13 protein-coding genes and 1 tRNA gene are annotated in these 23,522 nt (G+C 68.7%); 12 read left to right on the top strand and 2 right to left on the bottom strand.

Going from position 1 to position 23,522, the window contains the following annotated elements; all coding sequences use genetic code 11:
- The first annotated feature begins 67 nt into the window (after window positions 1–67).
- The 6 genes from trpB (at window position 68) to pyk (ending at window position 12,193) form a co-directional block, all read left to right on the top strand.
- Window positions 68–2,185 carry a tryptophan synthase subunit beta gene (gene trpB / locus FCK90_RS03625; protein ID WP_158032935.1) on the top strand — a complete coding sequence of 706 codons (2,118 nt, stop codon included), beginning with the start codon at window positions 68–70 and terminating at the stop codon, window positions 2,183–2,185.
- Window positions 2,185–3,027 (top strand): tryptophan synthase subunit alpha, encoded by an 843-nt coding sequence (gene trpA, locus FCK90_RS03620; protein ID WP_158032934.1) that lies wholly within the window; start codon window positions 2,185–2,187, stop codon window positions 3,025–3,027. Before trpB ends, trpA begins: the two co-directional genes overlap by 1 nt.
- A 5-nt stretch (window positions 3,028–3,032) precedes the next feature.
- Entirely contained in the window at window positions 3,033–3,929 is an 897-nt protein-coding gene (lgt, locus tag FCK90_RS03615) for a prolipoprotein diacylglyceryl transferase (RefSeq protein WP_158032933.1), read from the top strand.
- A 271-nt stretch (window positions 3,930–4,200) separates the two neighbouring features.
- Entirely contained in the window at window positions 4,201–8,952 is a 4,752-nt protein-coding gene (gene gltB / locus FCK90_RS03610) for a glutamate synthase large subunit (RefSeq protein WP_158032932.1), read from the top strand.
- Window positions 8,945–10,405, top strand: a complete 1,461-nt coding sequence (locus FCK90_RS03605; RefSeq protein ID WP_158032931.1) for a glutamate synthase subunit beta — start codon at window positions 8,945–8,947, stop codon at window positions 10,403–10,405. Before gltB ends, FCK90_RS03605 begins: the two co-directional genes overlap by 8 nt.
- 303 nt (window positions 10,406–10,708) lie before the next feature.
- On the top strand, window positions 10,709–12,193 hold the full coding sequence (gene pyk / locus FCK90_RS03600; protein WP_158032930.1) for a pyruvate kinase: 1,485 nt from the start codon (window positions 10,709–10,711) through the stop codon (window positions 12,191–12,193).
- Between the two features lie 162 nt (window positions 12,194–12,355).
- Here pyk and FCK90_RS03595 read toward each other — a convergent pair.
- Window positions 12,356–12,435, bottom strand: a tRNA-Leu gene (locus FCK90_RS03595).
- Between the two features lie 203 nt (window positions 12,436–12,638).
- Between FCK90_RS03595 and FCK90_RS03590 the strand changes: the two genes are divergently transcribed.
- From FCK90_RS03590 to rpsA, 3 genes are all read left to right on the top strand, one after another.
- Window positions 12,639–13,241: an ANTAR domain-containing response regulator gene (locus FCK90_RS03590; RefSeq protein ID WP_158033062.1), complete on the top strand. Its 603-nt coding sequence runs from the start codon at window positions 12,639–12,641 to the stop codon at window positions 13,239–13,241.
- A 70-nt stretch (window positions 13,242–13,311) separates the two neighbouring features.
- Window positions 13,312–16,212 (top strand): DNA polymerase I, encoded by a 2,901-nt coding sequence (gene polA / locus FCK90_RS03585; RefSeq protein WP_158032929.1) that lies wholly within the window; start codon window positions 13,312–13,314, stop codon window positions 16,210–16,212.
- A 195-nt stretch (window positions 16,213–16,407) separates the two neighbouring features.
- The gene (gene rpsA / locus FCK90_RS03580) at window positions 16,408–17,868 is read left to right on the top strand and encodes a 30S ribosomal protein S1 (protein WP_158032928.1); all 1,461 of its coding nucleotides are present in this window, start codon (window positions 16,408–16,410) and stop codon (window positions 17,866–17,868) included.
- A 103-nt stretch (window positions 17,869–17,971) separates the two neighbouring features.
- On the opposite strand, the gene FCK90_RS03575 is transcribed toward rpsA, so the two are convergent.
- On the bottom strand, window positions 17,972–18,664 hold the full coding sequence (locus FCK90_RS03575; RefSeq protein ID WP_158032927.1) for an IMPACT family protein: 693 nt from the start codon (window positions 18,662–18,664) through the stop codon (window positions 17,972–17,974).
- 73 nt (window positions 18,665–18,737) lie between these two features.
- On the opposite strand from FCK90_RS03575, the gene coaE reads away from it, so the two are divergent.
- From coaE to uvrB, 3 genes are all read left to right on the top strand, one after another.
- Window positions 18,738–19,349, top strand: a complete 612-nt coding sequence (gene coaE / locus FCK90_RS03570) for a dephospho-CoA kinase (RefSeq protein WP_158032926.1) — start codon at window positions 18,738–18,740, stop codon at window positions 19,347–19,349.
- A gap of 224 nt (window positions 19,350–19,573) precedes the next feature.
- Complete coding sequence (locus tag FCK90_RS03565) at window positions 19,574–21,304, top strand: BCCT family transporter (RefSeq protein ID WP_158032925.1); 1,731 nt, start codon at window positions 19,574–19,576, stop codon at window positions 21,302–21,304.
- Window positions 21,305–21,325: 21 nt separating this feature from the next.
- The gene (gene uvrB, locus FCK90_RS03560) at window positions 21,326–23,443 is read left to right on the top strand and encodes an excinuclease ABC subunit UvrB (RefSeq protein WP_158032924.1); all 2,118 of its coding nucleotides are present in this window, start codon (window positions 21,326–21,328) and stop codon (window positions 23,441–23,443) included.
- Window positions 23,444–23,522 lie beyond the last annotated feature (79 nt).

Raw genomic sequence — 23,522 nt, 5'->3', positions numbered from 1 at the left:
ACTGCACCACGGCCTGCCGGCACGGGCGATCATGACCGGCGAGAACGCATGAAGGATTGAGACCAGCATGACCCAGTACACCGGAGCCGGCCGTGCCGAGACCACGGGCACGGTATTGGACGCCATCATCGCCGGCGTCCGGGAGGATCTCGCCGCCCGTCAAGAGCTGATCCCGCTCGAGGAGATCAAGGCCGCGGCCGCGGCCGCTCCGGCTGCCCTGGACGCCGTGAGCGCCCTGCGCGGAACCCACCCGGACTCCCTGGAGGTCATCGCCGAGGTCAAGCGGTCCTCGCCGTCCAAGGGTGCCCTGGCGCCCATCGCCGATCCCGCGCTGCTCGCCGCGGCCTACGAGCGGGGAGGGGCCGCGGTGATCTCGGTGCTGACCGAGGCCCGCCGTTTCAACGGATCGCTCGAGGACCTCGACGCCGTCCGCGCCGCCGTGGGGATCCCGGTGCTGCGCAAGGACTTCACCGTGGACGACTACCAGATCTGGGAGGCCCGTGCCCACGGCGCCGACCTGGTACTGCTCATCGTGGCCGCCCTGGACGACGAGACCTTGCGGCATTTCCTGGAGCTCACGCGCAGCCTGGGCATGGAGGCCCTCGTGGAGACGCACACGGACGAGGAGGTCGAGCGGGCCCGGGCCGTCGGCGCGAAGATCGTCGGCGTCAACACGCGCAACCTCAAGACCCTCGAGGTCGACCCGGACCTGTTCGGGCGCCTGGCGGAGAAACTGCCGCACGACGCCGTCCTGGTCGCGGAATCCGGAGTCAGCTCCGGGGAACAGGTGGAGCTGTACGCCCGGCACGGCGCCGATGCCGTGCTGACCGGGGAGGCGCTCGTCCGGGCCGGGGATCCCACCGGAACCGTGACGGCGTTCCGGACCGTGGGCGCCTCCGCCCGGGCGGCGGCACGCGCGGAACGCACCACCGGTGGCCATCGCTGGTCCGAGGCGCCGGGACCCTACTTCGGGGAGTTCGGCGGCCGGTGGATGCCGGAGTCCCTGATCGCAGCCCTGGACCAGCTGGAGGAGACCTTCGAGAAGGCCAAGGCCGACGTCGAGTTCCAGCAGGAGTTCCAGCGGCTGAGCCGTGACTACGCCAACCGGCCCTCCCTGCTCACGGAGGCCGAGCGGTTCTCGGAGGCGGTCGGCTGCCGCGTGCTGCTCAAGCGCGAGGACCTCAACCACACGGGCTCCCACAAGATCAACAACGTCCTGGGCCAGGCCCTCATGGCCAAGCGCATGGGCAAGCACCGCCTGATCGCGGAGACGGGCGCCGGCCAGCACGGCGTGGCGACGGCCACCGTCGCCGCGCTCATGGGCATGGAGTGCGTGGTCTACATGGGCGAGGAGGACACCCAGCGCCAGGCTCTCAACGTCGCCCGGATGGAGCTGCTGGGCGCCACCGTCGTCCCGGTCAAGAACGGCTCGCGGACCCTGAAGGACGCGATCAACGAGGCGCTGAGGGACTGGGTGGCCTCCGTCGACACCACCCACTACCTGCTGGGCACCGCAGCCGGCGCCCACCCGTTCCCCGCGATGGTCCGCTGGTTCCACCAGCAGATCGGCGACGAGGCCCGTGCGCAGTGCCTGGCTCAGCTGGGCCGCCTCCCCGATGCCGTCGCGGCCTGCGTGGGCGGAGGGTCCAACGCGATCGGCATCTTCCACGGGTTCCTGGACGACGAATCGGTCGAGCTGTGGGGCTTCGAGGCCGGCGGAGACGGCCTGGACACCCCGCGTCACGCCGCCACGATCTCCCTGGGCCGTCCCGGGGTCATGCACGGGGCCAGGACCTACCTGATGCAGGACGAGGACGGGCAGACCATCGAGTCCCACTCGATCTCCGCGGGCCTGGACTACCCGGCGGTCGGGCCCGAGCACGCCCACCTCAGCGCTGCGGGCCGGGCCACCTACGAGGCCGTGACCGACTCCGAGGCCATGGACGCCTTCCGGCTGCTGTGCCGGACGGAAGGCATCATCCCCGCCATCGAGTCCTCGCACGCCCTGGCAGGGGCGGTGAAACTCGGCCGCCGCTGGCGCGACGAGCTGGGGGAGGAAGCGGCCGCCGAGAAGGTCGTCGTCGTCTCCCTCTCGGGACGAGGCGACAAGGACGTGGCCACGGCCGCCAAATGGTTCGGCATGGTCTCCGAGAATCACGACGAGATGGACGAGGAGGCCCAGTGATGACTGTGGAACAGCCCGCAGACCTGGTATCGCGAATCCTGCCCGCCGAGGTGCTCACCCCACGGGACTCGAGGCTCTCGGCGCGGATCGCGCAGTGCAGAGCCGAGGGGCGCCCGGCCCTGGTCGGGTACCTGCCCGCCGGCTATCCGACACTGGAGGAATCGATCGACGCCGCCGTGGCCCTGGGCAACAACGGCGCGGACGTCATCGAGATCGGGATCCCGTACTCCGACCCCGTCATGGACGGCTCGGTGATCCAGCACGCCACCACCACGGCCCTGGCCAACGGCTTCCGGGTGGCCCAGGTCTTCGAGGTGATCGAGGCCATCGCCACCCGGACCGATGCCGTGCCGATCGTGATGACCTACTGGAACCCCGTCATGCAACGGGGCGTGGACCGCTTCGCGCGCGAACTGGCCCAGGCGGGAGGCGCGGGGATCATCACCCCGGACCTGATCCCCGACGAGGCCGCGGAATGGTTCGAGGCCTCGGTCCGGCACGGGCTGGACCGGATCTTCCTCGTCGCCCCCTCCAGCTCCCGCGAGCGCATGGAACTGACGGTCAAGGCCTCCAGCGGCTTCGTCTACGCCGTGTCGGTCATGGGCGTGACCGGAGCTCGGGACGTGGTCTCCAGCGCCGCGGAGTCGGTCGTCGAGCGCGCCCGGGCCGCGGGCGCCGAGAACGTGTGCGTGGGCCTCGGGGTCTCGCGCAGGGAGCACGTCGAGGAGCTCGGGGCCTACGCCGACGGCGTCATCGTGGGCACGGCACTGGTCAAGGCACTCGGCGAAGGCGGCCCGGCCGCCGTGGGGAAGCTGACCGCGGAACTGGCCGGACGGAGCTGACGCCCATGGTGCTGACGCCCCTCGCCATCCCCTCGCCCAGCTGGTCCGGTCTCAGCATCGGGCCCATCACGATCCACGCCTATGCGCTGTGCATCATGCTCGGCATGGTGGCCGCGGTGCTCATCGCCCGCAAGCGGTGGCGCGACCGCGGACTGGATCCCGACATCGTCCTGGACGCCGCGCTGCTCGCCATTCCCCTCGGGATCGTGGGTGCCAGGCTCTACCACGTGGCGATCACGGATCCCACCTACTACTTCGGTTCCTGGGAGGGCTTCCGGGAGATCCCCCTGCTCTGGCACGGCGGCCTCGGGATCATGGGCGCGGTGGCCTTCGGCGCCATCGGCGTCTGGATCATCTGCCGCCGCAACAAGGTGTCCTTCGCGACCTTCGCGGACTGCCTGGCTCCCGGCCTCCTGGTCGCCCAGGCCATCGGCAGGTGGGGCAACTGGTTCAACCAGGAGCTCTTCGGCAGCCCCACCACCCTGCCCTGGGGCCTCGAGATCGACCCCGCCTCCGGGAACTTCCCGGCGGGCATGCCCGCCGACACCCTCTTCCACCCGACCTTCCTCTACGAGTCGATCTGGAATCTGCTGGGGGCAGCGGTGCTGATCTGGCTCAGCAGATCGCCCCGTACCGCAGCAGCGGACGACGGCGGCAGGCTCTTCGGTCTGTACCTGGTCTGGTACGGGCTGGGCCGGATGCTCATCGAGCTGTTCCTGCGCATCGACCCCTCCTACATGCTGTGGGGGCTGCGCATCCACGTATACACGGCGGCGGGAATCATCCTGATCGGGGCCGCGTTGTTCGTAGTGCTGGGTGCCCGTGCCCGCCGGCGGGAAGAAACATCCGGATCCGCGCGAACACCGGGCCCCGGCAGCGCCGGGCCCACGCGGCTCTCCTGAGGCGTCCGGGGCCGGCCGCCGCCATGTCCGCGAGCGCGGGAGAGCCCCGGAGCCGTGATAGATTTTCGACTGCACTTTGACACGCGCCCACAGGCTGACCAGGGCTCCGCGATCCGGAGATTTCAGCCAGGTAACAAGTGTGCAACGTCGTCGGCGTATTCTCTCGACGACCGGTCCGAGGACGAACCGCTCATCCACTCCTTAGTGTTGCCGCTTGCCCGCGCTGGCCCGATGAGGAGGGTTACAGTCCCGTCCAGTGAGGAGAACCCCTATGTCGCAGTCCGATCGCGGACAGCAGGATCCCCAGAGCCAGGTCGAGGCCGATGAGGCCGTCGTCGAAGAGGGCGCGGATCCGCGCCCCGCGGAGGCCTCCGCTGAGGCGCGAGAGTCCGGCGAGGAACCGGTGATCTCCCCGTTCCGCCGCTTCTCCACGGCACCTGAGGAACAGGGGCTCTACAAGCCCCAGGAGGAGAAGGACGCCTGCGGCCTGGCCGTCCTGGCCACCCTGAACGGACAGGCCAGCCACGAGATCGTCGAGAAGGCACTCATCGCGCTGCGCGCACTCGAGCACCGCGGTGCTGTGGGCGGCGACGAGGGCACGGGCGACGGCGCCGGGATCCTCCTGCAGCTGCCGGACGCGTTCTTCCGCGAGATCCTGGACTTCGAGCTGCCCCCGTTCGGCAGCTACGCCGTGGGCTCGGCCTTCCTGCCGACCGACACGCAGGGGACGAAGAAGGCCGAGAAGCTCAAGGCCGCGATGACCGGCATCGCGGAGGCCGAGGGCCTCGAGGTCCTCGGCTGGCGCGACGTGCCCATCGAGGTCTCCGCCGTCGGCTCCGCCGCGCGCTCCGTCATGCCGTATTTCGTGCAGATGTTCGTCCGCGAGGCCGCCGACGCCGACGAGGCCTTCACCGGGCACATCCCCGTCTTCAGCCTCGACGGCGAAGCGGCCCAGCGGCAGCTGGACCAGAAGGCCTTCCGGCTGCGCAAGCGGTCGCAGAACCGCCTGGGGGTCTACTTCCCCTCTTTCTCGTCGTCGACCATCGTCTACAAGGGCATGCTCACGACGGCCCAGCTCGAGCCGTTCTACCCGGACCTGTCCGATGAGCGGTTCGGCACGCAGCTGGCCATCGTCCATTCCCGGTTCTCGACCAACACCTTCCCCTCGTGGCCGCTGGCCCAGCCCATGCGGATCCTGGCGCACAACGGGGAGATCAACACGGTCAAGGGCAACCGCAACTGGATGCGGGCCCGCCAGTCGCAGCTGAAGTCCCCTCTGCTGGGCCGCAACCCGGAGGAGCTGTTCCCGATCTGCTCCGACGGCGCGTCCGACTCCCAGTCGCTGGACGAGGTCGCGGAGCTGCTCATGCTCTCGGGCCGCCCCGTCACCCAGGCCATGATGATGATGATCCCGGAGGCCTGGGAGAACCACGAGACCATGGACCCGGACCGCAAGGCCTTCTACGAATACCATTCCACGCTCATGGAGCCGTGGGACGGCCCCGCCGCCGTCGCCTTCACGGATGGGCGCCGCGTGGGCTCGGTCCTGGACCGGAATGGCCTGCGGCCGGGCCGCTACTGGGAGACCGCGGACGGCCTCGTGGTCTTCGCCTCGGAGGTCGGCGTCGTCGACCTCTCCGACCGCAAGATCGTGCGCAAGGGCCGGGTCTCGCCGGGAACCATGTTCCTGGTCGACACGGTGGCCGGCCGGATCATCGAGGACGAGGAGATCAAGCGCGAGGTCGCCACGCTCAGGCCCTGGAAGGAATGGACCGCCGGCAACCTGGTCAGCTTCGACGACCTGCCCCAGCGCGAGCACATGGTGCACCCGCCCCGGTCTATCGAGCTGCGCCAGAAGACCTTCGGCTACACCTACGAGGAGCTGCGCAAGATCATCGGCCCCATGGCCACGACCGGTGCGGAGCCGATCTACGCGATGGGCACCGACACCCCGGTCGCCGTGCTGGCCGACCGGCCGCGGCTGCTCTTCGACTACTTCGTACAGGCCTTCGCGCAGGTCACCAACCCGCCGCTGGACGCCATCCGCGAGGAGCTCGTGACGAGCCTCAAGGGAGCCCTGGGCCCCACGGGCAATCTGCTGACCACGAAGCAGGTGCGCACCCACCAGGTCGGCCTGGACTTCCCGGTGATCAACAACGACCAGCTCGACCAGATCCTGCACCTGGACGACGACGACGGCATGCCCATCGCCCTCAAGGTCCGCGGCCTCTACCGTCCGGAGGGCGGGGGAGCCGGCCTGCGGGAGCGGATCGCCGAGATCTGCGAGAAGGTCTCCGCCGCCGTGAACCGCGGCGTGGAGTTCGTGGTGGTCTCCGACCGCGACTCCAACGGCCAGTGGGCGCCCATCCCGTCCCTGCTGCTGACCAGCGCGATCCACCACCACCTGCTGCGCTCGGCCACCAGGACCAAGTGCTCGCTGATCGTGGAGGCCGGCGACGTGCGCGAAGTGCACCACGTGGCGCTGCTCGTGGGCTACGGCGCCTCCGCCGTCAACCCCTACCTGGCCATGGAGTCCGCCGAGGAGCTAGTGCGTACCGGCCAGGTCGAAGGCCGGACCGAGGAACAGGCCGTCACCAACCTGATCAAGGCCCTGGGCAAGGGCGTGCAGAAGATCATGTCCAAGATGGGCATCTCCACGGTCTCCTCCTACTGCGGCGCCCAGACCTTCGAGGCCCTGGGGTTGTCCCGCGAGCTGATCGACGACTTCTTCGCCGGTACGCCATCGCAGATCGACGGCGTGGGCCTGGACGTCATCGCCGAGGAGGCCGCCGCCCGGCACCGCCGGGGCTACCCGGCGGACGGGGTCAAGGAGCCCTACATCGGCCTGGACACCGGTGGCGAGTACGACTGGCGCCGCGACGGCGCACCGCACCTGTTCAGCCCGGAGACGGTCTTCCGCCTGCAGCATGCGACCCGCACCGGCCGCTACGACATCTTCAAGACCTACACGCGCCTGGTCGACGACCAGGCCGAGGAGCTGAAGACCATCCGCGGGCTTCTCGCCTTCGACGACTCCCGCACGCCGATCTCCATCGACGACGTCGAGTCCGCCGAGGAGATCCTCAAGCGCTTCTCCACCGGGGCCATGTCCTACGGGTCGATCTCCAAGGAAGCGCACGAGACCCTGGCGATCGCGATGAACCAGATCGGCGGCAAGTCCAACACGGGCGAGGGCGGCGAGGACGTCGACCGGCTCATGGACCCCGTCCGCCGCTCGGCGATCAAGCAGGTGGCCTCGGGACGCTTCGGCGTGACCAGTCTCTACCTGACCAACGCCACGGACATCCAGATCAAGATGGCCCAGGGCGCCAAGCCCGGCGAGGGCGGTCAGCTCATGGCGCAGAAGGTCTACCCCTGGGTGGCCCGGACCCGTCATTCGACCCCCGGGGTGTCGCTGATCTCGCCCCCGCCGCACCACGACATCTACTCGATCGAGGACCTCGCCCAGCTCATCTACGACCTCAAGCGCTCCAACCCGAGCGCGCGGGTGCACGTCAAGCTGGTCTCGGAGATCGGGATCGGCACCGTCGCCAGCGGCGTGACCAAGGCACGGGCCGACGTCGTGCTGGTCTCCGGCCACGACGGCGGAACGGGTGCCGCGCCGCTGAACTCGCTCAAGCACGCCGGGCTGCCCTGGGAGCTCGGCCTGGCCGAGACCCAGCAGACGCTCATGCTCAACAACCTGCGCGAGCGCGTGGTGGTGCAGGCCGACGGGCAGCTCAAGACCGGACGCGACGTCATGGTCGCCGCCCTGCTGGGCGCCGAGGAGTTCGGCTTCGCCACCGCCCCGCTGGTGGTCGAGGGATGCATCATGATGCGCAAGTGCCACCTGGACACCTGCCCGGTGGGGGTCGCGACGCAGAACCCCGTCCTGCGCGAGCGCTTCACCGGCAAGGCCGAGCACGTGGTGAACTTCTTCCGCTTCATCGCCGAGGAGGTCCGCGAGCTGCTGGCCCAGCTGGGCTTCCGCACCCTGGAGGAGGCCATCGGCCACGCCGAGGTGCTGCGCACTGAAAAGGCCATCGACCACTGGAAGGCCAGCGGGCTGGACCTGTCGCCGATCCTGCACTCGTCGGTGCTCGAGCACGAGGGGCGCGCGGTGCGCTCCGGCAAGGGCCAGAACCACGAGCTGGAGAAGCACTTCGACGTCCGCCTGATCGAGGAGGCGGCTCCGGCCCTGACCGGTCGCGAGCCCGTCGCCCTGCAGCACACGATCGTCAACACCGACCGTTCCGTGGGCACCATGCTGGGCCACGAGGTCACCCGCACCTTCCAGATCGACGAGCTGGCCGATGACACCATCACCGTCGCCCTGTCGGGGCAGGCGGGCCAGTCGCTGGGCGCCTTCATGCCGAAGGGGATCACCCTGCGGCTGGAGGGCGACGCCAACGACTACACCGGCAAGGGGCTTTCCGGCGGACGCATCATCGTCCGTCCCGAGCGCGATGCCGGCTTCGCGGCCGAGGACAACGTGGTGGCCGGCAACGTCATCGGCTACGGCGCCACGAGCGGGGAGATCTTCCTGAGCGGACGCGTGGGGGAGCGGTTCCTGGTGCGCAACTCCGGGGCCACCGCGGTGGTCGAGGGCATCGGCGACCACGGCTGCGAGTACATGACCGGTGGCCGTGCGCTGATCATCGGCCCCACCGGCCGGAACTTCGGCGCCGGCATGTCGGGAGGTGTGGCCTACGTCCTGGACCTGGCCGAGACCTCGGTCAACCTCCAGTCCCGCACCTCCGGGGAGCTCACGCTCTCCGGGCTGGACGACAACGACGTCGACACCGTCAGGGACCTGCTGCGGCGTCACGTCGAGGAGACCGGCTCCGCCCATGCCGAGTCCCTGCTGTGCGACCTCCCGGGGACGATCGCCCGGCTCACGAAGGTCCTGCCGCGCGACTACTCCGCCGTGCTCGGCATCCGTGCGGAGGCGGAGGCCAGCGGGGCGGACCCCGACGGCTCCGACACCTGGAACAAGATCCTGGAGGTGACCACCCGTGGCTGACCCGCGCGGATTCCTCAAGACCACCGAACGCCAGGACCGCCCCAAGCGGCCGGTCCCCGTGCGCATCATGGACTTCAACGAGGTCCAGACCGAGCAGGACTCCGCGGTGCTCAAAGCACAGGCGGGGCGCTGCATGGACTGCGGCATCCCGTTCTGCCATCGGGGCTGCCCGCTGGGCAACCTGATCCCGGAGTGGAACGACCTGGTGTGGCGCGGCCGCAGCCGCGAGGCCGTGGAGCGGATGCACGCGACCAACAACTTCCCGGAGTTCACGGGACGGGTGTGTCCCGCGCCGTGCGAGACCTCGTGCGTGCTCGGCATCAACCAGCCGGCCGTGACCATCAAGCAGGTCGAGTACTCGATCGGCGAGATCGGCTTCGACGAGGGCATCGTGCAGCCCTTCATCCCGGACCGGCTGGTCGGCCAGACCGTCGCCGTCGTCGGGTCGGGACCCGCGGGGCTCGCTGCGGCCCAGCAGCTCACCCAGGCCGGCTTCACGGTCGCCGTCTACGAGCGGGATGACCGGATCGGCGGCCTGCTGCGCTACGGCATCCCGGACTTCAAGCTCGAGAAAGAGGTGCTGGACCGCCGGCTGGAGGTCATGCGGGCCGAAGGCACCCGCTTCCGCACGGGCGTGGAGATCGGCAAGGACATCACCTGGGATCAGCTGCGCCGCCGCTACGACGCCATCGTGGTGGCCACCGGCGCCCTGGAGGCCAGGGAGCTGAACGCCCCCGGACGGGAGCTCGACGGCGTCCATCACGCCATGGAGTACCTGACCCAGTCCAACCGCGTGGTGGCCGGGGACGAGGTGCCCGACCAGATCCGCGCCGACGGCAAGCACGTGGTGGTCCTGGGCGGCGGCGACACCGGCTCGGACTGCATCGGCACCGCCAACCGGCAGAACGCCGCGTCGGTGACCAACATCGCGATCGGCTTCGAGCTGCCCCTGGACCGGCCGGAGGACCAGCCGTGGCCCATGGACCCGCGGGTCCAGGACGTCTCCTCGTCCCACGAGGAGGGCGTCGACCGCGTCTACCTGTCCTCGACCGTGGAGTTCCTGGGGGAGGACGGCAGGGTCACCGGCCTGCGCGTGGCCGAGACGGAGTACCTGCCGGACGGCCGCCGCGTGCCCAAGGAGGGCACGGAGCGGATCGTGCCGGCGGATCTGGTGCTCCTGGCGCTGGGCTTCACCGGCAACGAGTCGGAGCAGGCGGTGGCCCAGATCGGCACCGACCTGGACCGCCGCGGCAACATCGCCCGGGATGACGCCTACATGACCAACGTCGACGGCGTGTTCTCCTGCGGCGACGCCGGCCGCGGGGCCTCGCTCGTCGTATGGGCCATCGCCGAGGGACGCGCCTGCGCCGCCGCGGTGGAGGAGTTCCTGACGGGTGACACCCGGCTGCCCTTCCCCGTGGGACCGACCACGCGGGGCATCGACCTGCGCTGAACTGTCCTGTACTGAACTGTCCTGTACTGAACTGTTCTGTACTGGATCGGCTCGCACCGGGCCGGTCCAGTACCCGGCACCCGTGAACCCGGTGCCCCACCGCGGCGGCGGGCCGAGCAACCCGCCGCCGCTGCCGTTCCTGCCCCCGGCGAAGCGTACGGGTAGGCTTAGCAGGGAAGCGGGCATCCATGTTCCGCTACGTCCTGGCAGTGACGCCGCGTCGGCCCCCGGAGCTACGCACGTTACGGGTCGACGTGCGCGCCGTTCACGCCGCAAGCAGTACTCGACCGAGAGGTATCAACTATGAGACGCGCCAAGATCGTGGCCACTATCGGGCCGGCTATTTCCTCCTACGAGAAGATCACGGAGGCCATTCAGGCGGGACTCAACGTCGCGCGCCTGAACATGAGCCACGACACCCACGAGACCCACCTCGCGCAGTACGAGACCCTGCGCCGGGCAGCGGCGGACCTGGGCCACAACCTGGCCATCCTGGCCGACCTGCAGGGCCCCAAGATCCGCCTGGGCACCTTCGCCGATGGCCCCCACTTCCTGGACGTCGGCGACGTCTTCACGATCACCGTGGAGGACATCGAGGGCACCAAGGAACGCTGCGGGACCACCTTCAAGGGCCTGCCCCAGGACGTCAAGGTCGGCGACGAACTGCTGATCGACGACGGCAAGGTCCGCCTGCGGGCCACGGCCGTCTCCGACACGGACGTCACCACCGTCGTCGAGGTCCCCGGCAAGGTCTCCAACAACAAGGGCATCAACCTGCCCGGCGTCGCCGTCAACGTCCCGGCCCTGTCGGAGAAGGACGAGGACGACCTGCGCTGGGCCGTGCGCACCGGCGTGGACATGATCGCCCTGTCCTTCGTGCGCAGCGGCGACGACGTCTCCCGCGTGCACGAGATCATGGACGAGGAGGGCATTCGCCTCCCGGTGATCGCCAAGATCGAGAAGCCGCAGGCCGTGGAGAACCTCCACGAGATCATCGACGCCTTCGACGGCATCATGGTCGCCCGCGGCGACCTCGGCGTCGAGCTGCCCCTCGAGGAGGTCCCGCTGGTGCAGAAGCGCGCGATCGAGCTCGCGCGCCGCTGGGCCAAGCCGGTGATCGTGGCCACGCAGGTGCTCGAGACCATGATGGACAACCCGCGCCCGACCCGTGCGGAGGCCTCGGACTGCGCCAACGCCGTGCTGGACGGCGCGGACGCCGTCATGCTCTCCGGTGAGACCTCCATCGGCAAGTACCCGATCGAGGCGCTGCAGACCATGGCCCAGATCGTGGAGGCCACCGAGCGCCACGGCCTGGAGCGCATCGGCGGTCTGACCACCGAACCGCGCACCCGCGGCGGTGCCATCACCCGCGCGGCCGTGACCATCGCGCGTCAGCTGGACATCCCCTACATCACCGCGTTCACCCAGTCGGGCGACTCGGCCCGCCGGCTCTGCCGCCTGCGCCCGCCGCAGCCGATCCTGGCCTTCACGCCGAACCCCAAGGTCCAGGCGTTCTGCGCGCTGCTGTGGGGCGTCGAGTCGATCCACGCGAAGTCCGTGGGCCACACGGACGACATGACCAAGCAGGTCGACCGCTACCTCTACAAGTCCGGGACGGCCAGCGCCGGCGACCTCGTGGTGATCTGCGCCGGCTCGCCCCCAGGCGTGGCCGGATCCACCAACCTGGTCAAGGTGCACCGGGTGGGCGACCAGCAGGACGCCGGGGCCCTGGCCTCGGACGTCACGCAGCCGGTCGAGACCGTCGGCCCGTGGCGCGAGGACGGTTGAGGCCGCCCCGGCATTGTGCCTGAGCTGTGACTTGGACCGCCCATCGCCCCCGATGGGCGGTCCAACTCGCTTCTCGGCGGGAAAACGATGATCGCGGTCTGAAAATGACGAAGTCGCGACACCGTTCGTGAACGATGTCGCGACTCAGGAGGACTGACTCGGTGCCCAAGGTGGGACTCGAACCCACACTCCGTAGAACCGCATTTTGAGTGCGGCGCGTCTGCCAATTCCGCCACTTGGGCCAGGCACCCGCGGAAGTCTACCCCACATCCGGTTGTACCCTGGAAGCCAGCGATCCACAGCGTCGAACCCACAGCGTCGAGGAGTATCAACAGTGAGTCAGACCCCCGGTCGATCAGACCAGCAGCAGCCCGTCCCGACCACGGCGGAGGAGTCCGCAGGCGGCAGCGCCGAAACGACGGTCGACGTCAGCCAGGCCGAGACCATGAAGGGCGTGGGGGCACCGGAGTCCTTCGGCGCACGCCGCCGGGTCCTCGTGGCCGAGGACGAGTCCCTGATCCGCATGGACGTGATCGAGATGCTCGAGGGCGAGGGCTACGAGGTCGTGGGCGAGGCCGACAACGGCCGGCGCGCCGTGGAGCTCGCGAAGGAGCTGGAGCCCGACCTGGTGCTGATGGACGTCAAGATGCCCGTGCTGGACGGGATCACCGCGGCCGAGGAGATCGCCTCCGAGCGGATCGCACCCGTGGTGCTGCTCACGGCGTTCAGCCAGAAGGAGCTGATCGAGCGCGCCCGTGAGGCCGGCGCGATGGCCTACGTGGTCAAGCCCTACACGGCGGCCGACCTGGTCCCCGCCATCGAGATCGCCCTGTCGCGCTTCGAGGAGATCGTCTCGCTGGAGGACGAGGTCTCCGAGATGAAGGATCAGTTCGAGACCCGCAAGCTGGTCGAGAGGGCCAAGTCCCTGCTGATCACCAAGATGGGCCTGACCGAGCCCGAGGCCTTCCGCTGGATCCAGAAGACCTCCATGGACCGCCGCCTGTCCATGCGCGAGGTCGCCGAGGCCATCCTCAATCAGGTGTCCTGAGCCGGGTCGGGTGCCCGCTGGCGCCCCGGGCCGGATCCGGCCTGTCGGCGGGCACCCCTAGGATGGGGGCGTGAGCGATCAGAGCAACTCCCAGCCAGCCGTCGTCGTCATCGGATCGAAAACCGATCACCCCCAGGAGATCGAGCTTCCGGCCCCCGTCTCGCGCCCCGAGCGGCGCCTGCTGCTGGTCGACGGCCACTCGCTGGCCTTCAGGGCCTTCTTCGCCCTCTCGCGTGCCGCGGAGTACGGCAACGGCCCGGCCTTCGTCACCGACAGCGGTGAGCACACCGAGGCCGTCTACGGATTCCTGAACACCATGACCAAGATGGTGCGCGAGCAGAAGCCCACCCACCTGGTGGTCTCCTTCGACCTGGACGGACCGACGCTGAGGTCGCAGGAGTACGAGGAGTACAAGGGCGGCCGCGACGAGACCCCCGAGGCCTTTCACGGCCAGGTGCCCCGCATCCAGGCCATTCTGGAGGCCCTGGGCGTACCGGTCGTGACCAAGGAGGGCTACGAGGCCGACGACGTCCTCGCCACGCTGGCCAGGCGCGGAGCCGACGAGGACTTCGAGGTCCTGGTCTTCTCCGGCGACCGCGACGCGTTCCAGATGGTCGGCGAGCACGTGACCGTGGTCTACCCGGGCCGGACGCCGTCGGACCTCAAGCTCATGGACGCCGCGGCCATCATGGAGAAGTACAAGGTGCCGCCGGCCCACTATCCCGACCTGGCCGCCCTAACGGGGGAGCAGGCCGACAACCTCCCGGGGGTGCCCGGCGTGGGACCGGGGTTCGCGGCGAAGTGGATCGAGGCCTACGGCGATGTCGAGTCGGTGCTGGCTAACGCCGCGAAGATCACCGGCAAGAAGGGCGACGCCCTCCGGGAGAACCTGGAGCTGGTGCGCAGGAACCGCAAGCTGAACAGGCTGGAGACCGGCCTGGACCTGGAGCTGGCGCTCGAGGACGCCGTGCTGCCCACCCCGGACCAGGAGGCCGTCAACGCCCTGTTCGACGAACTGGACTTCGGATCCGGGCTCCGGGGGCGGGTGTTCGACGCCTTCTCGGAGGAGGACGCCGGCCCGTCGGCCGCCGCCTCCGGCCTCGAAGCGGTGCAGGGCGTCCTGACCGCGGAGGAGCTGAGCACCTGGCTGGACGCCGGGGAGGGGCAGGAGACCGCGGTCCGCCCGGTCCGCCATGACGACGACGCCCCGCAGCCCGGCGGACGCGAGGTCACGGAGCTGCTGCTCGCCCGCGAGGGTTCGGAGGGGGCCCCTGCCACGGCGGTCCTCGTGGACCTCGTGGGAGCGGATGCCGACCTGGACGGGGTGCTGACCGCGTGGCTCGGCGAGCCCTCGGCACCGAAGGTGGTCGTCGGCCTCAAGGACCTGTGGAAGTCCCTGGCCCTGCGCGGGATCGACTTCCAGGGCGCCGTGGACGACGTCGCGCTCTCGGCCTACCTGATCGAGCCGGCCCGGCGGCATTACGATCTCGAGCCGCTGCTCGCCCAGCATCTGGACATCGAGGTGCCGGAGCTCGAGGAGTCCGCATCGGTGGGTAAAGACGGCCAGCTGGCCCTCGACGTCGCGGACACCGGGGGCGAAGGACCCCGCACCGACCCCGCCGTGGCCCTCCGGGAGGCGGAGCTGGCCATCGCCTCCCTGCAGCTGTCGTCCTTCCTGCGCTCCCGGCTCGAAGCCGACGGGCAGAGCGCGCTGCTGGCCGAGATGGACCTCCCCCTGGCCAAGGTCCTGGGACAGATGGAACTCACGGGCGTGGCGGTCGACCGCGGTCGCATCGACACCCTGATCGAGAACCTGGAAGGTCCCATCCGCCAGGCGTGGGACGCCGCCCAGGCGCTGGTCCCGCGCGAGGAGGGCGAGCCCGAGGTGAACCTGGGGTCCACGAAACAGCTCCAGACGGTCCTGTTCGATACCCTCGGGCTGCCGCCGACCAAGAAGATCAAGACCGGTTACACCACCTCCGCCGCGGCGCTCGAGGAGCTTCTGACCAAGGTGGACCTCGACTCGCCGGGGGCGCAGTTCCTGCTCGCCCTGCGCCGGTGGCGGGACACCACCAAGCTCAAGCAGATCGTCCAGGGCCTGCGTGCCGCCATCAAGGACGACGACCGGATCCACACCGACTATCAGCAGACCGTCGCCGCCACGGGACGTCTGTCGTCGACGGACCCGAACCTGCAGAACATCCCGGTGCGCACCGAGGAGGGGCGGCGGATCCGCGCCGCGTTCGTCGTGGGCTCCGACGCGGACGGGCCCTTCGAGTCCCTGGTCACCGCCGACTACTCCCAGGTCGAGATGCGGGTCATGGCCCACCTGTCCGACGACGAGGGGCTGATCGAGGCCTTCCGTGCGGGGGAGGACCTGCACCGCTACGTGGGCTCGAAGGTCTTCGGCGTGGAGCCGCAGGAGGTCACCCCGGAGATGCGCTCCAAGGTCAAGGCCATGAGCTACGGCCTGGTCTACGGCCTGAGCTCCTACGGGCTGTCCCAGCAGCTGAACATCTCCGTGGATGAGGCGCGGACCATGATGTCCGACTACTTCAAGCGTTTCGGCGGAGTCCGCGACTTCCTGCGCGGGGTCGTGGACGAGGCCCGTGAGAAGGGTTACACCGCGACCATCGACGGACGTCGCCGGTACCTGCCGGATCTCTCCAGCGACAACCGGCAGCTGCGCCAGGCCGCCGAGCGCATGGCCCTCAACGCCCCCATCCAGGGATCCGCCGCGGACATCATCAAGAAGGCGATGATCAGGGTGGATCGCGCGCTCAAGGAGCAGAACCTGCGCTCACGAGTGCTGATGCAGGTGCACGACGAGCTCGTCGTCGAGGCGGCCCCCGGTGAGGTCGAGACGATCAGCGAGATCCTGCGGACCGAGATGGGCGGGGCCATCGAGCTGTCCGTCCCCCTGGAGGTCAACGTGGGGGTCGGCCCGGACTGGAACGCCGCCGCCCACTGACGGCCGCCGGCACACGAACCCAGGCGTTCCGCCCGACACCTGCGGCCTCGCTGTTGATTCCATGCCGCCACGATGTCTAAAATGTACGGGCGTGCGTTCTGCGCGCGTCGTCCAAAGAAGTCGAAGCGTCCACGGGGCTGTGCCTCACGGATGCTTCACACTGACCATTTTCAATCCCATCGGAGTCCCTACTACATGACCACCACCACCCCGCAGGTTGCCGTCAACGACATCGGCTCGGAGGACGAGTTCCTCGCAGCTGTCGATGCGACCATCAAGTACTTCAACGACGGCGATCTGGTGGAAGGCACTGTTGTCAAGGTTGACCGCGACGAGGTCCTCCTCGACATCGGCTACAAGACCGAAGGTGTCATCCCGTCCCGCGAGCTGTCCATCAAGCACGACATCGACCCCGACGAGGTCGTTGCCGTGGGCGATGACGTCGAAGCCCTGGTCCTCACCAAGGAGGACAAAGAAGGCCGTCTGATCCTGTCCAAGAAGCGCGCCCAGTACGAGCGCGCCTGGGGCGACATCGAGAAGGTCAAGGAAGAGGACGGCGTCGTCACCGGCACCGTCATCGAGGTTGTCAAGGGTGGTCTGATCATCGATATCGGGCTGCGCGGCTTCCTCCCCGCCTCGCTGGTCGAGATGCGCCGCGTGCGCGACCTGGCCCCCTACATCGGCCAGAAGCTCGAGGCCAAGATCATCGAGCTGGACAAGAACCGCAACAACGTGGTGCTCTCCCGCCGTGCGTGGCTCGAGCAGACCCAGTCCGAGGTCCGCTCCGACTTCCTCAACAAGCTGGAGAAGGGCCAGGTCCGTTCCGGCCACGTCTCCTCGATCGTCAACTTCGGTGCCTTCGTGGACCTGGGCGGCGTCGACGGCCTGGTGCACGTCTCCGAGCTGTCCTGGAAGCACATCGACCACCCGGGCGAGGTCGTCGAGGTCGGCCAGGAGGTCAAGGTCGAGGTCCTGGACGTCGACATGGACCGCGAGCGCGTCTCCCTGTCGCTGAAGGCCACCCAGGAGGATCCGTGGCAGCTCTTCGCCCGGACCCACGCCCTGGGCCAGGTCGTGCCGGGCAAGGTCACCAAGCTGGTTCCGTTCGGTGCGTTCGTCCGCGTCGAGGACGGCATCGAGGGCCTGGTGCACATCTCCGAGCTGGCTCAGCGTCACGTCGATCTGGCTGACCAGGTCGTCTCCGTCGGTGAGGACCTGTTCGTCAAGGTCATCGACATCGACCTGGACCGCCGCCGCATCTCCCTGTCGCTCAAGCAGGCCAACGAGGGCGTGGACCCGGATTCCACCGAGTTCGATCCCGCTCAGTACGGCATGGCCGCGGAGTACGACGACGAGGGCAACTACAAGTACCCCGAGGGCTTCGACCCCGAGACCAACGAGTGGATCGAAGGTTTCGAGGAGCAGCGCGCCGCCTGGGAGCAGCAGTACGCGGATGCCCAGACCCGTTGGGAAGCCCACAAGGAGCAGGTGCGCCGTCACCTCAACGAGGATGCCGAGGCCGCCGTCGCAGGCGCAGGCGTGGCTCCTGCCGCCGCTCCGGCTTCCTACTCCTCGGAGGCACCCGCCGATGACGAGGGCACCCTGGCCTCCGACGAGGCCCTGGCCGCCCTGCGTGAGAAGCTCACCGGTAACTGATCCCGGTAACTGATCCTCTGATCGGTCACCTCGAAGACCCCTCGCTCGTAGAGCGGGGGGTCTTCCCCTTTTCGGGTCCGCCTTGCACCGGCCTCGGCGGCTGTCAGCGCAACGGAGCCGGGAGGTCGACCCATTCGGTCGCGATCGGCTCGGGCCTGGCCGCCCCCGCCGTGAGCTCGGCCAGGTGCGCGCGGAGCTTCTCAATATCTTCAGGCGTGTCGGCGGCGGCGATCCGCAAGGTCGCACCCGTGGCCGACCAGTCCGTTCCCAGCACGGCCGTCCCCGCCGAGCGCAGCTCGTTCTCCCATCGGGCCCCGTCTGCCAGGGGCGCAGCCACAGCGAAGACCTGCACCCGGGCGCGCTGGAGCATAGTGGCCTGCCCCAGGGCCTGCGAGACCGCGTCGGAGTAGGCGCGCACCAGGCCGCCCGCACCCAGCAGGGTGCCTCCGAACCAGCGCACGACGACGGCGCAGAGATCAGACAGGTCGCTCACCTCCTGCCCGGAGTCGTCCACGCGGGTGCGGCGGAGGCTCATGGCCTCGAGCATGGGCATCCCGGCGGTACCGGAGGGTTCGCCGTCGTCCGAGGATCTCTGCACCGTGCGATCGGGGCCGACCAACCAGGCCGAGCAGTGGTGCCGTGCGTCGTGGAACTCCCGGCGGAGCCCCGCCAGCATCGCCGCAGCCTCCTCCTCCGTATTCACGCGGCGGAGTACGGCGAGGAACCGGGACCTCTTGATCTCGATCTCGTGACGTATCTCCTGATCCGGCTGCAGGACCGTGTATCGCTGGGGCATGTGCCGAGTCTAGGGACGACCGGCCCTCGACGCTGCTTCGCAGCCGGCGCCCGTGGCTGGGTAGTCTGGGCGCATGATGCGTATCGGACTGACGGGCGGAATCGCAGCGGGCAAGTCGGTGGTCGCGGCCCGCCTCGTGGACCTCGGCGCGGTACTGATCGACTCCGACGCGATCGTGCGGCAGTTGCAGGCCCCCGGCCAGGCCGGCCTGGAGGCCATCGTGGCCGAATTCGGCCCCAGGATGCTGACCGCGGCCGGTGACCTCGACCGTCAGGCGCTGGGCGCGGTCGTGTTCGACGACGACGCGGCGAGGGCCCGCCTCAATGCCGTCATCCACCCGCTCGTCCGGCAGCAGTCCACGGACCTGGTGCAGAAGACCCTCGCCGAACGGGGGGAGGACGTGGTGTTCGTCCACGACATCCCCCTGCTCGTCGAGACCGGTCAGGCGGGCGACTTCGATCTGGTGCTCGTGGTCGAAGCCCCGAGGGAGCTGAGGATCCAGCGGATGGTGCAGCGCCGGGGCATGGCGGAGGCGGAGGCCGCCGCCCGCATCGACGCCCAGGCCACCGACGCGCAACGTCGTGTGGCGGCCGACGATCTTCTGATCAACGACGGCACCACCGAAGAGCTCGTCGACGCGGTGGACGAGTGGTGGCGTCGCCGGGTGGGGGAGCCGCGCCTCTAAGGGCGCTCTCGGCGGATACCGCGGGGTGGCCCGAAGATGAAGCCGCACGTCAGAGCGGCGTTGCGGGTCGGAAATTGCACTCATCGGCAGTTTGCTTAAGGTTGAAGGGGCGCTGAGGCGCGCGTTGACCGACGTCATGCGATGCCGCCTGAACACCCTCCACCACGACCTAGCGCTTGCCGGATGACCGTGGCGCCACGACTCCGGCGGGTCGAGGAATCCTCATGCTCAAAAGATTGCACGATGCCCTGAGACTCCGCACGAATCCGGCAATCTTCTTCGGAGCCGCCGCGGTGGTGATCTTCTTCGTCGTCACCGCCGTGTTCTTCACCGACGCCGCCGACGCCTTCTTCGCCGGGGGCGCGGGGTGGGTGATGCACAACCTGGGCTGGTTCTACATCCTGGGTGTCTCCGTCTTCCTGATCTTCCTGGGTTACGTGGCCCTCAGCCGATTCGGCGGGCTGCGGCTCGGCAGCGACGACGAACGCCCTGAGCACTCGAATGTCGCATGGTTCGCCATGCTGTTCGCCGCCGGTATCGGCACGATCCTGATGTTCTGGGCGGTGGCCGAACCCGTCTCGCATTTCGCCGAGCCCCCGTTCGAGGGCGTGGAGCCGGAGAGCCGGGAAGCGGCGACGAACGCGATGTCGATCACCCTCTACCATTTCGGGTTGCACACCTGGACGATCTTCACCCTTCCCGCCCTGGCCTTCGGATACTTCATGTACAAGCGGAACCTGCCGCCGCGGGTCTCGTCCATGTTCCAGCCTCTGCTCGGCGCGAAGATCCACGGCGCCCCGGGGAAGATCATCGACATCCTGGCCCTGGTGGGCACCCTGACGGGTGTCGCCGTGTCCATCGGGCTGGGGACGCTGCAGATCAACGCGGGCCTGGCCAGGCTGTTCGGGATCTCGGAGTCGGCGATCAGCCAGATCGGCATCATCGCCGCCGTCACCATCGTCGCCTCCATCTCGGCGGCGCTCGGGGTGAACCGGGGGATCAAGGTGCTCTCCAACACGAACATCCTGATCGCGGTGGGACTGCTGGTCTTCATCCTCATCTCGGGGCCCACGGTCATGCTGCTCAAGGGCATGGTCGAGTGGGCGGGAGCCTATCTGTCCAGCCTTCCCGGCCTGATGTTCTGGAACGACACCCTGGCCGACACCGGCTGGCAGGACGGCTGGACGGTGTTCTACTGGGCCTGGACGATCACGTGGTCGCCGTTCGTGGGCATCTTCATCGCCCGGATCTCGCGGGGGCGTTCCATCCGCCAGTTCGTCATCGGCGTCCTGGCCTTCCCGACCCTGTTCTCGGTCGTATGGTTCGGGATCTTCGGGACGGCCGTCTTCGACGTCGAGCTCAACGGTGAGGGCGGCCTGGTGGAGACCGTGGTGGGCCAGGGCGACATCCCCGGCGCCATGTTCGAACTGCTGGGGCACTTCCCGTGGGCCGCCGTCATGTCCGCCGTCGGCATCCTGATCGTGACGCTGTTCTTCATCACCTCGATGGACTCCGCGGGCCTGGTCATGGATTCGATGGCCAGCGGCTACGACGACGCGGCGCCGCGGCATCAGCGGGTGTTCTGGGTCGTGGCCATCGGCGTGGTGGCGGCCGTCCTGCTGACGGCCACCGGGCAGACGGGCCTGACGGCGCTGGAGAACGTGGCGATCCTGATCGGACTGCCGTTCTTCGTGCTGGGGTATTTCATGATGTGGTCCCTGCTGCGGGCGATGCGGGAGGACGCCGGGGAGGTCGGCGTGATCCGCAGCCGGCAGTGGCGAAGGACCCTGCCGCCCGAGGAGTACGAACGGCGGGCGGACACCGGCGCCTTGACCGACGAGGTGGTCGCGCCCGATCACATCCAGGGCTCGGAGCCGGAGAATGCGGCGCCTCTGGAGCATCCCGACCAGCCCGAGATGGTCAAGGCGTACCGGCAGCGCAACGGGGGTGTCTGACCCCCGGCGTAGGCTTGACGCATGAGCCTGGCACAGGAGATCCACCGCGTCGTCGCACCGTTCGAGGTCGTATCCGAGTACAAGCCCGCGGGCGACCAGCCCAAGGCCATTGCGGAGCTGACTCAGCGCGTCAACGACGGCGAGAAGGACATCGTGCTGCTGGGCGCCACCGGTACCGGCAAGTCGGCCACCGCGGCCTGGCTCATCGAATCCGTGCAGCGGCCCACGCTGCTCATGGTGCAGAACAAGACCCTCGCCGCCCAGCTGGCCAACGAGCTGCGGGAACTGCTGCCGCACAACGCGGTGGAGTACTTCGTCTCCTACTACGACTACTACCAGCCTGAGGCCTACGTGCCGCAGACGGATACCTTCATCGAGAAGGACTCCTCGATCAACGAGGAGGTCGAGCGGCTGCGGCACTCGGCGACCAACGCGCTGCTGACGCGGCGCGACGTCGTGGTGGTCTCGACCGTGTCGTGCATCTACGGCCTGGGGACGCCGGAGGAGTACATCCAGCAGATGGTGACCCTGCGCGTGGGGGAGGAGAGGGATCGCGACGACCTCCTGCGGCAGTTCGTGAACATGCAGTACGCGCGCAACGACGTCGACTTCCACCGCGGCACCTTCAGGGTCCGCGGTGACACGGTCGAGATCATCCCCATGTACGAGGAGCACGCGATCCGGATCGAGTTCTTCGGGGACGAGGTCGAGGCGATCTACACCCTGCACCCCCTCACCGGGGAGGTCATCCGGGACGAGGAGGAGATGTACGTCTTCCCGGCCTCCCACTACGTCGCCGGTGCGGAGCGCATGGCCAAGGCCGTGACCGGTATCGAGGACGAACTGCGTGAGCGCCTCGAGGCTCTGGAGAGCCAGAACAAGCTGGTCGAGGCTCAGCGCCTGCGGATGCGCACCACCTACGACCTCGAGATGATGCAGCAGATGGGCTACTGCAACGGGATCGAGAACTACTCCCGGCACATCGACGGGCGGGGCCCGGGATCGGCTCCGCACTGCCTGCTGGACTACTTCCCCGACGATTTCCTGCTGGTGATCGACGAATCCCATGTCACCGTCCCGCAGATCGGCGGCATGTACGAGGGCGACATGTCTCGCAAGCGGACCCTGGTGGAGCACGGGTTCAGGCTGCCCTCGGCCATGGACAACCGTCCGCTGAAGTGGGACGAGTTCCTCGAACGGATCGGTCAGACGGTCTATCTCTCGGCCACCCCCGGATCGTACGAGCTCGGCAAGGCCGACGGCTACGTCGAGCAGATCATCCGGCCCACGGGCCTGGTCGATCCGGAGGTGGTGGTCAAGCCCACCCGGGGTCAGATCGACGACCTGCTGGACGAGATCAACACCAGGGTCGAGCGCGACGAGCGCGTGCTGGTGACCACGTTGACCAAGCGCATGGCCGAGGACCTCACCGACTACCTGATGGAGCACGGCGTCAAGGTCCAGTACCTGCACTCCGACGTCGACACCCTGCGTCGCGTCGAACTGCTGAGCGAGCTGCGCCAGGGGGTGTTCGACGTCCTGGTGGGGATCAACCTCCTGCGTGAAGGGCTCGACCTGCCGGAGGTCTCGCTGGTCTCCATCCTGGACGCGGACAAGGAGGGTTTCCTGAGATCCACCACGTCCCTGATCCAGACCATCGGCCGCGCCGCCCGCAACGTCAACGGCCAGGTCCACATGTACGCGGATAAGATCACCGACTCCATGCAGACGGCCATCGACGAGACCAACCGCCGCCGCCAGGTGCAGGTCGACTTCAACAAGGAGCACGGCGTCGATCCGCAACCGCTGCGCAAGCGCATCGCCGACATCACGGACCAGCTGGCCCGGGAGGCCGAGGACACCCATGAGCTGCTGGCCACCCGCGCGGCGGCCAGCGGGAAGACGGCGCCCCCCAAGAGCGCCGATCGCTCCGTGGTGGAGCGGGCGGGCCAGCGCATGCGCGAGGACGGTCTCGACACCGCCCCGGCGGAGAATCTGGAGGACCTGGTGCTCCAGCTGACGGAGCAGATGAACCAGGCCGCCGCGGATCTCAAGTTCGAGCTGGCGGCGCGGATCCGGGACGAATTGGCGGATCTCAAACGCGAATTGCGTCACGTGAGGGACGCTGCCGGCTCGTGATCCTTCATGCCGGTGACGGGCCGTGTACGATATTGCGCAGCGTAAGGGAGTATCCACTCGCGTTGTGAACGTCAACACG

The sequence above is a fragment of the Kocuria coralli genome (assembly GCF_008831305.1).
Classification (GTDB): domain Bacteria; phylum Actinomycetota; class Actinomycetes; order Actinomycetales; family Micrococcaceae; genus Kocuria; species Kocuria coralli.
Note: the sequence above shows the minus strand (reverse complement) of the source record. Positions and strands in the feature narration are given on the sequence as shown.

Excerpts from the sequence above, each read along its gene's own strand:
- trpB (WP_158032935.1), top strand. The coding sequence starts at position 68 with ATGACCCAGTACACCGGAGCCGGCCGTGCCGAGACCACGGGCACGGTA.
- trpA (WP_158032934.1), top strand. The coding sequence starts at position 2,185 with ATGACTGTGGAACAGCCCGCAGACCTGGTATCGCGAATCCTGCCCGCC.
- lgt (WP_158032933.1), top strand. The coding sequence starts at position 3,033 with ATGGTGCTGACGCCCCTCGCCATCCCCTCGCCCAGCTGGTCCGGTCTC.
- gltB (WP_158032932.1), top strand. The coding sequence starts at position 4,201 with ATGTCGCAGTCCGATCGCGGACAGCAGGATCCCCAGAGCCAGGTCGAG.
- pyk (WP_158032930.1), top strand. The coding sequence starts at position 10,709 with ATGAGACGCGCCAAGATCGTGGCCACTATCGGGCCGGCTATTTCCTCC.
- FCK90_RS03590 (WP_158033062.1), top strand. The coding sequence starts at position 12,639 with ATGAAGGGCGTGGGGGCACCGGAGTCCTTCGGCGCACGCCGCCGGGTC.
- rpsA (WP_158032928.1), top strand. The coding sequence starts at position 16,408 with ATGACCACCACCACCCCGCAGGTTGCCGTCAACGACATCGGCTCGGAG.
- FCK90_RS03575 (WP_158032927.1), bottom strand. The coding sequence starts at position 18,664 with ATGCCCCAGCGATACACGGTCCTGCAGCCGGATCAGGAGATACGTCAC.
- coaE (WP_158032926.1), top strand. The coding sequence starts at position 18,738 with ATGATGCGTATCGGACTGACGGGCGGAATCGCAGCGGGCAAGTCGGTG.
- FCK90_RS03565 (WP_158032925.1), top strand. The coding sequence starts at position 19,574 with ATGCTCAAAAGATTGCACGATGCCCTGAGACTCCGCACGAATCCGGCA.
- uvrB (WP_158032924.1), top strand. The coding sequence starts at position 21,326 with ATGAGCCTGGCACAGGAGATCCACCGCGTCGTCGCACCGTTCGAGGTC.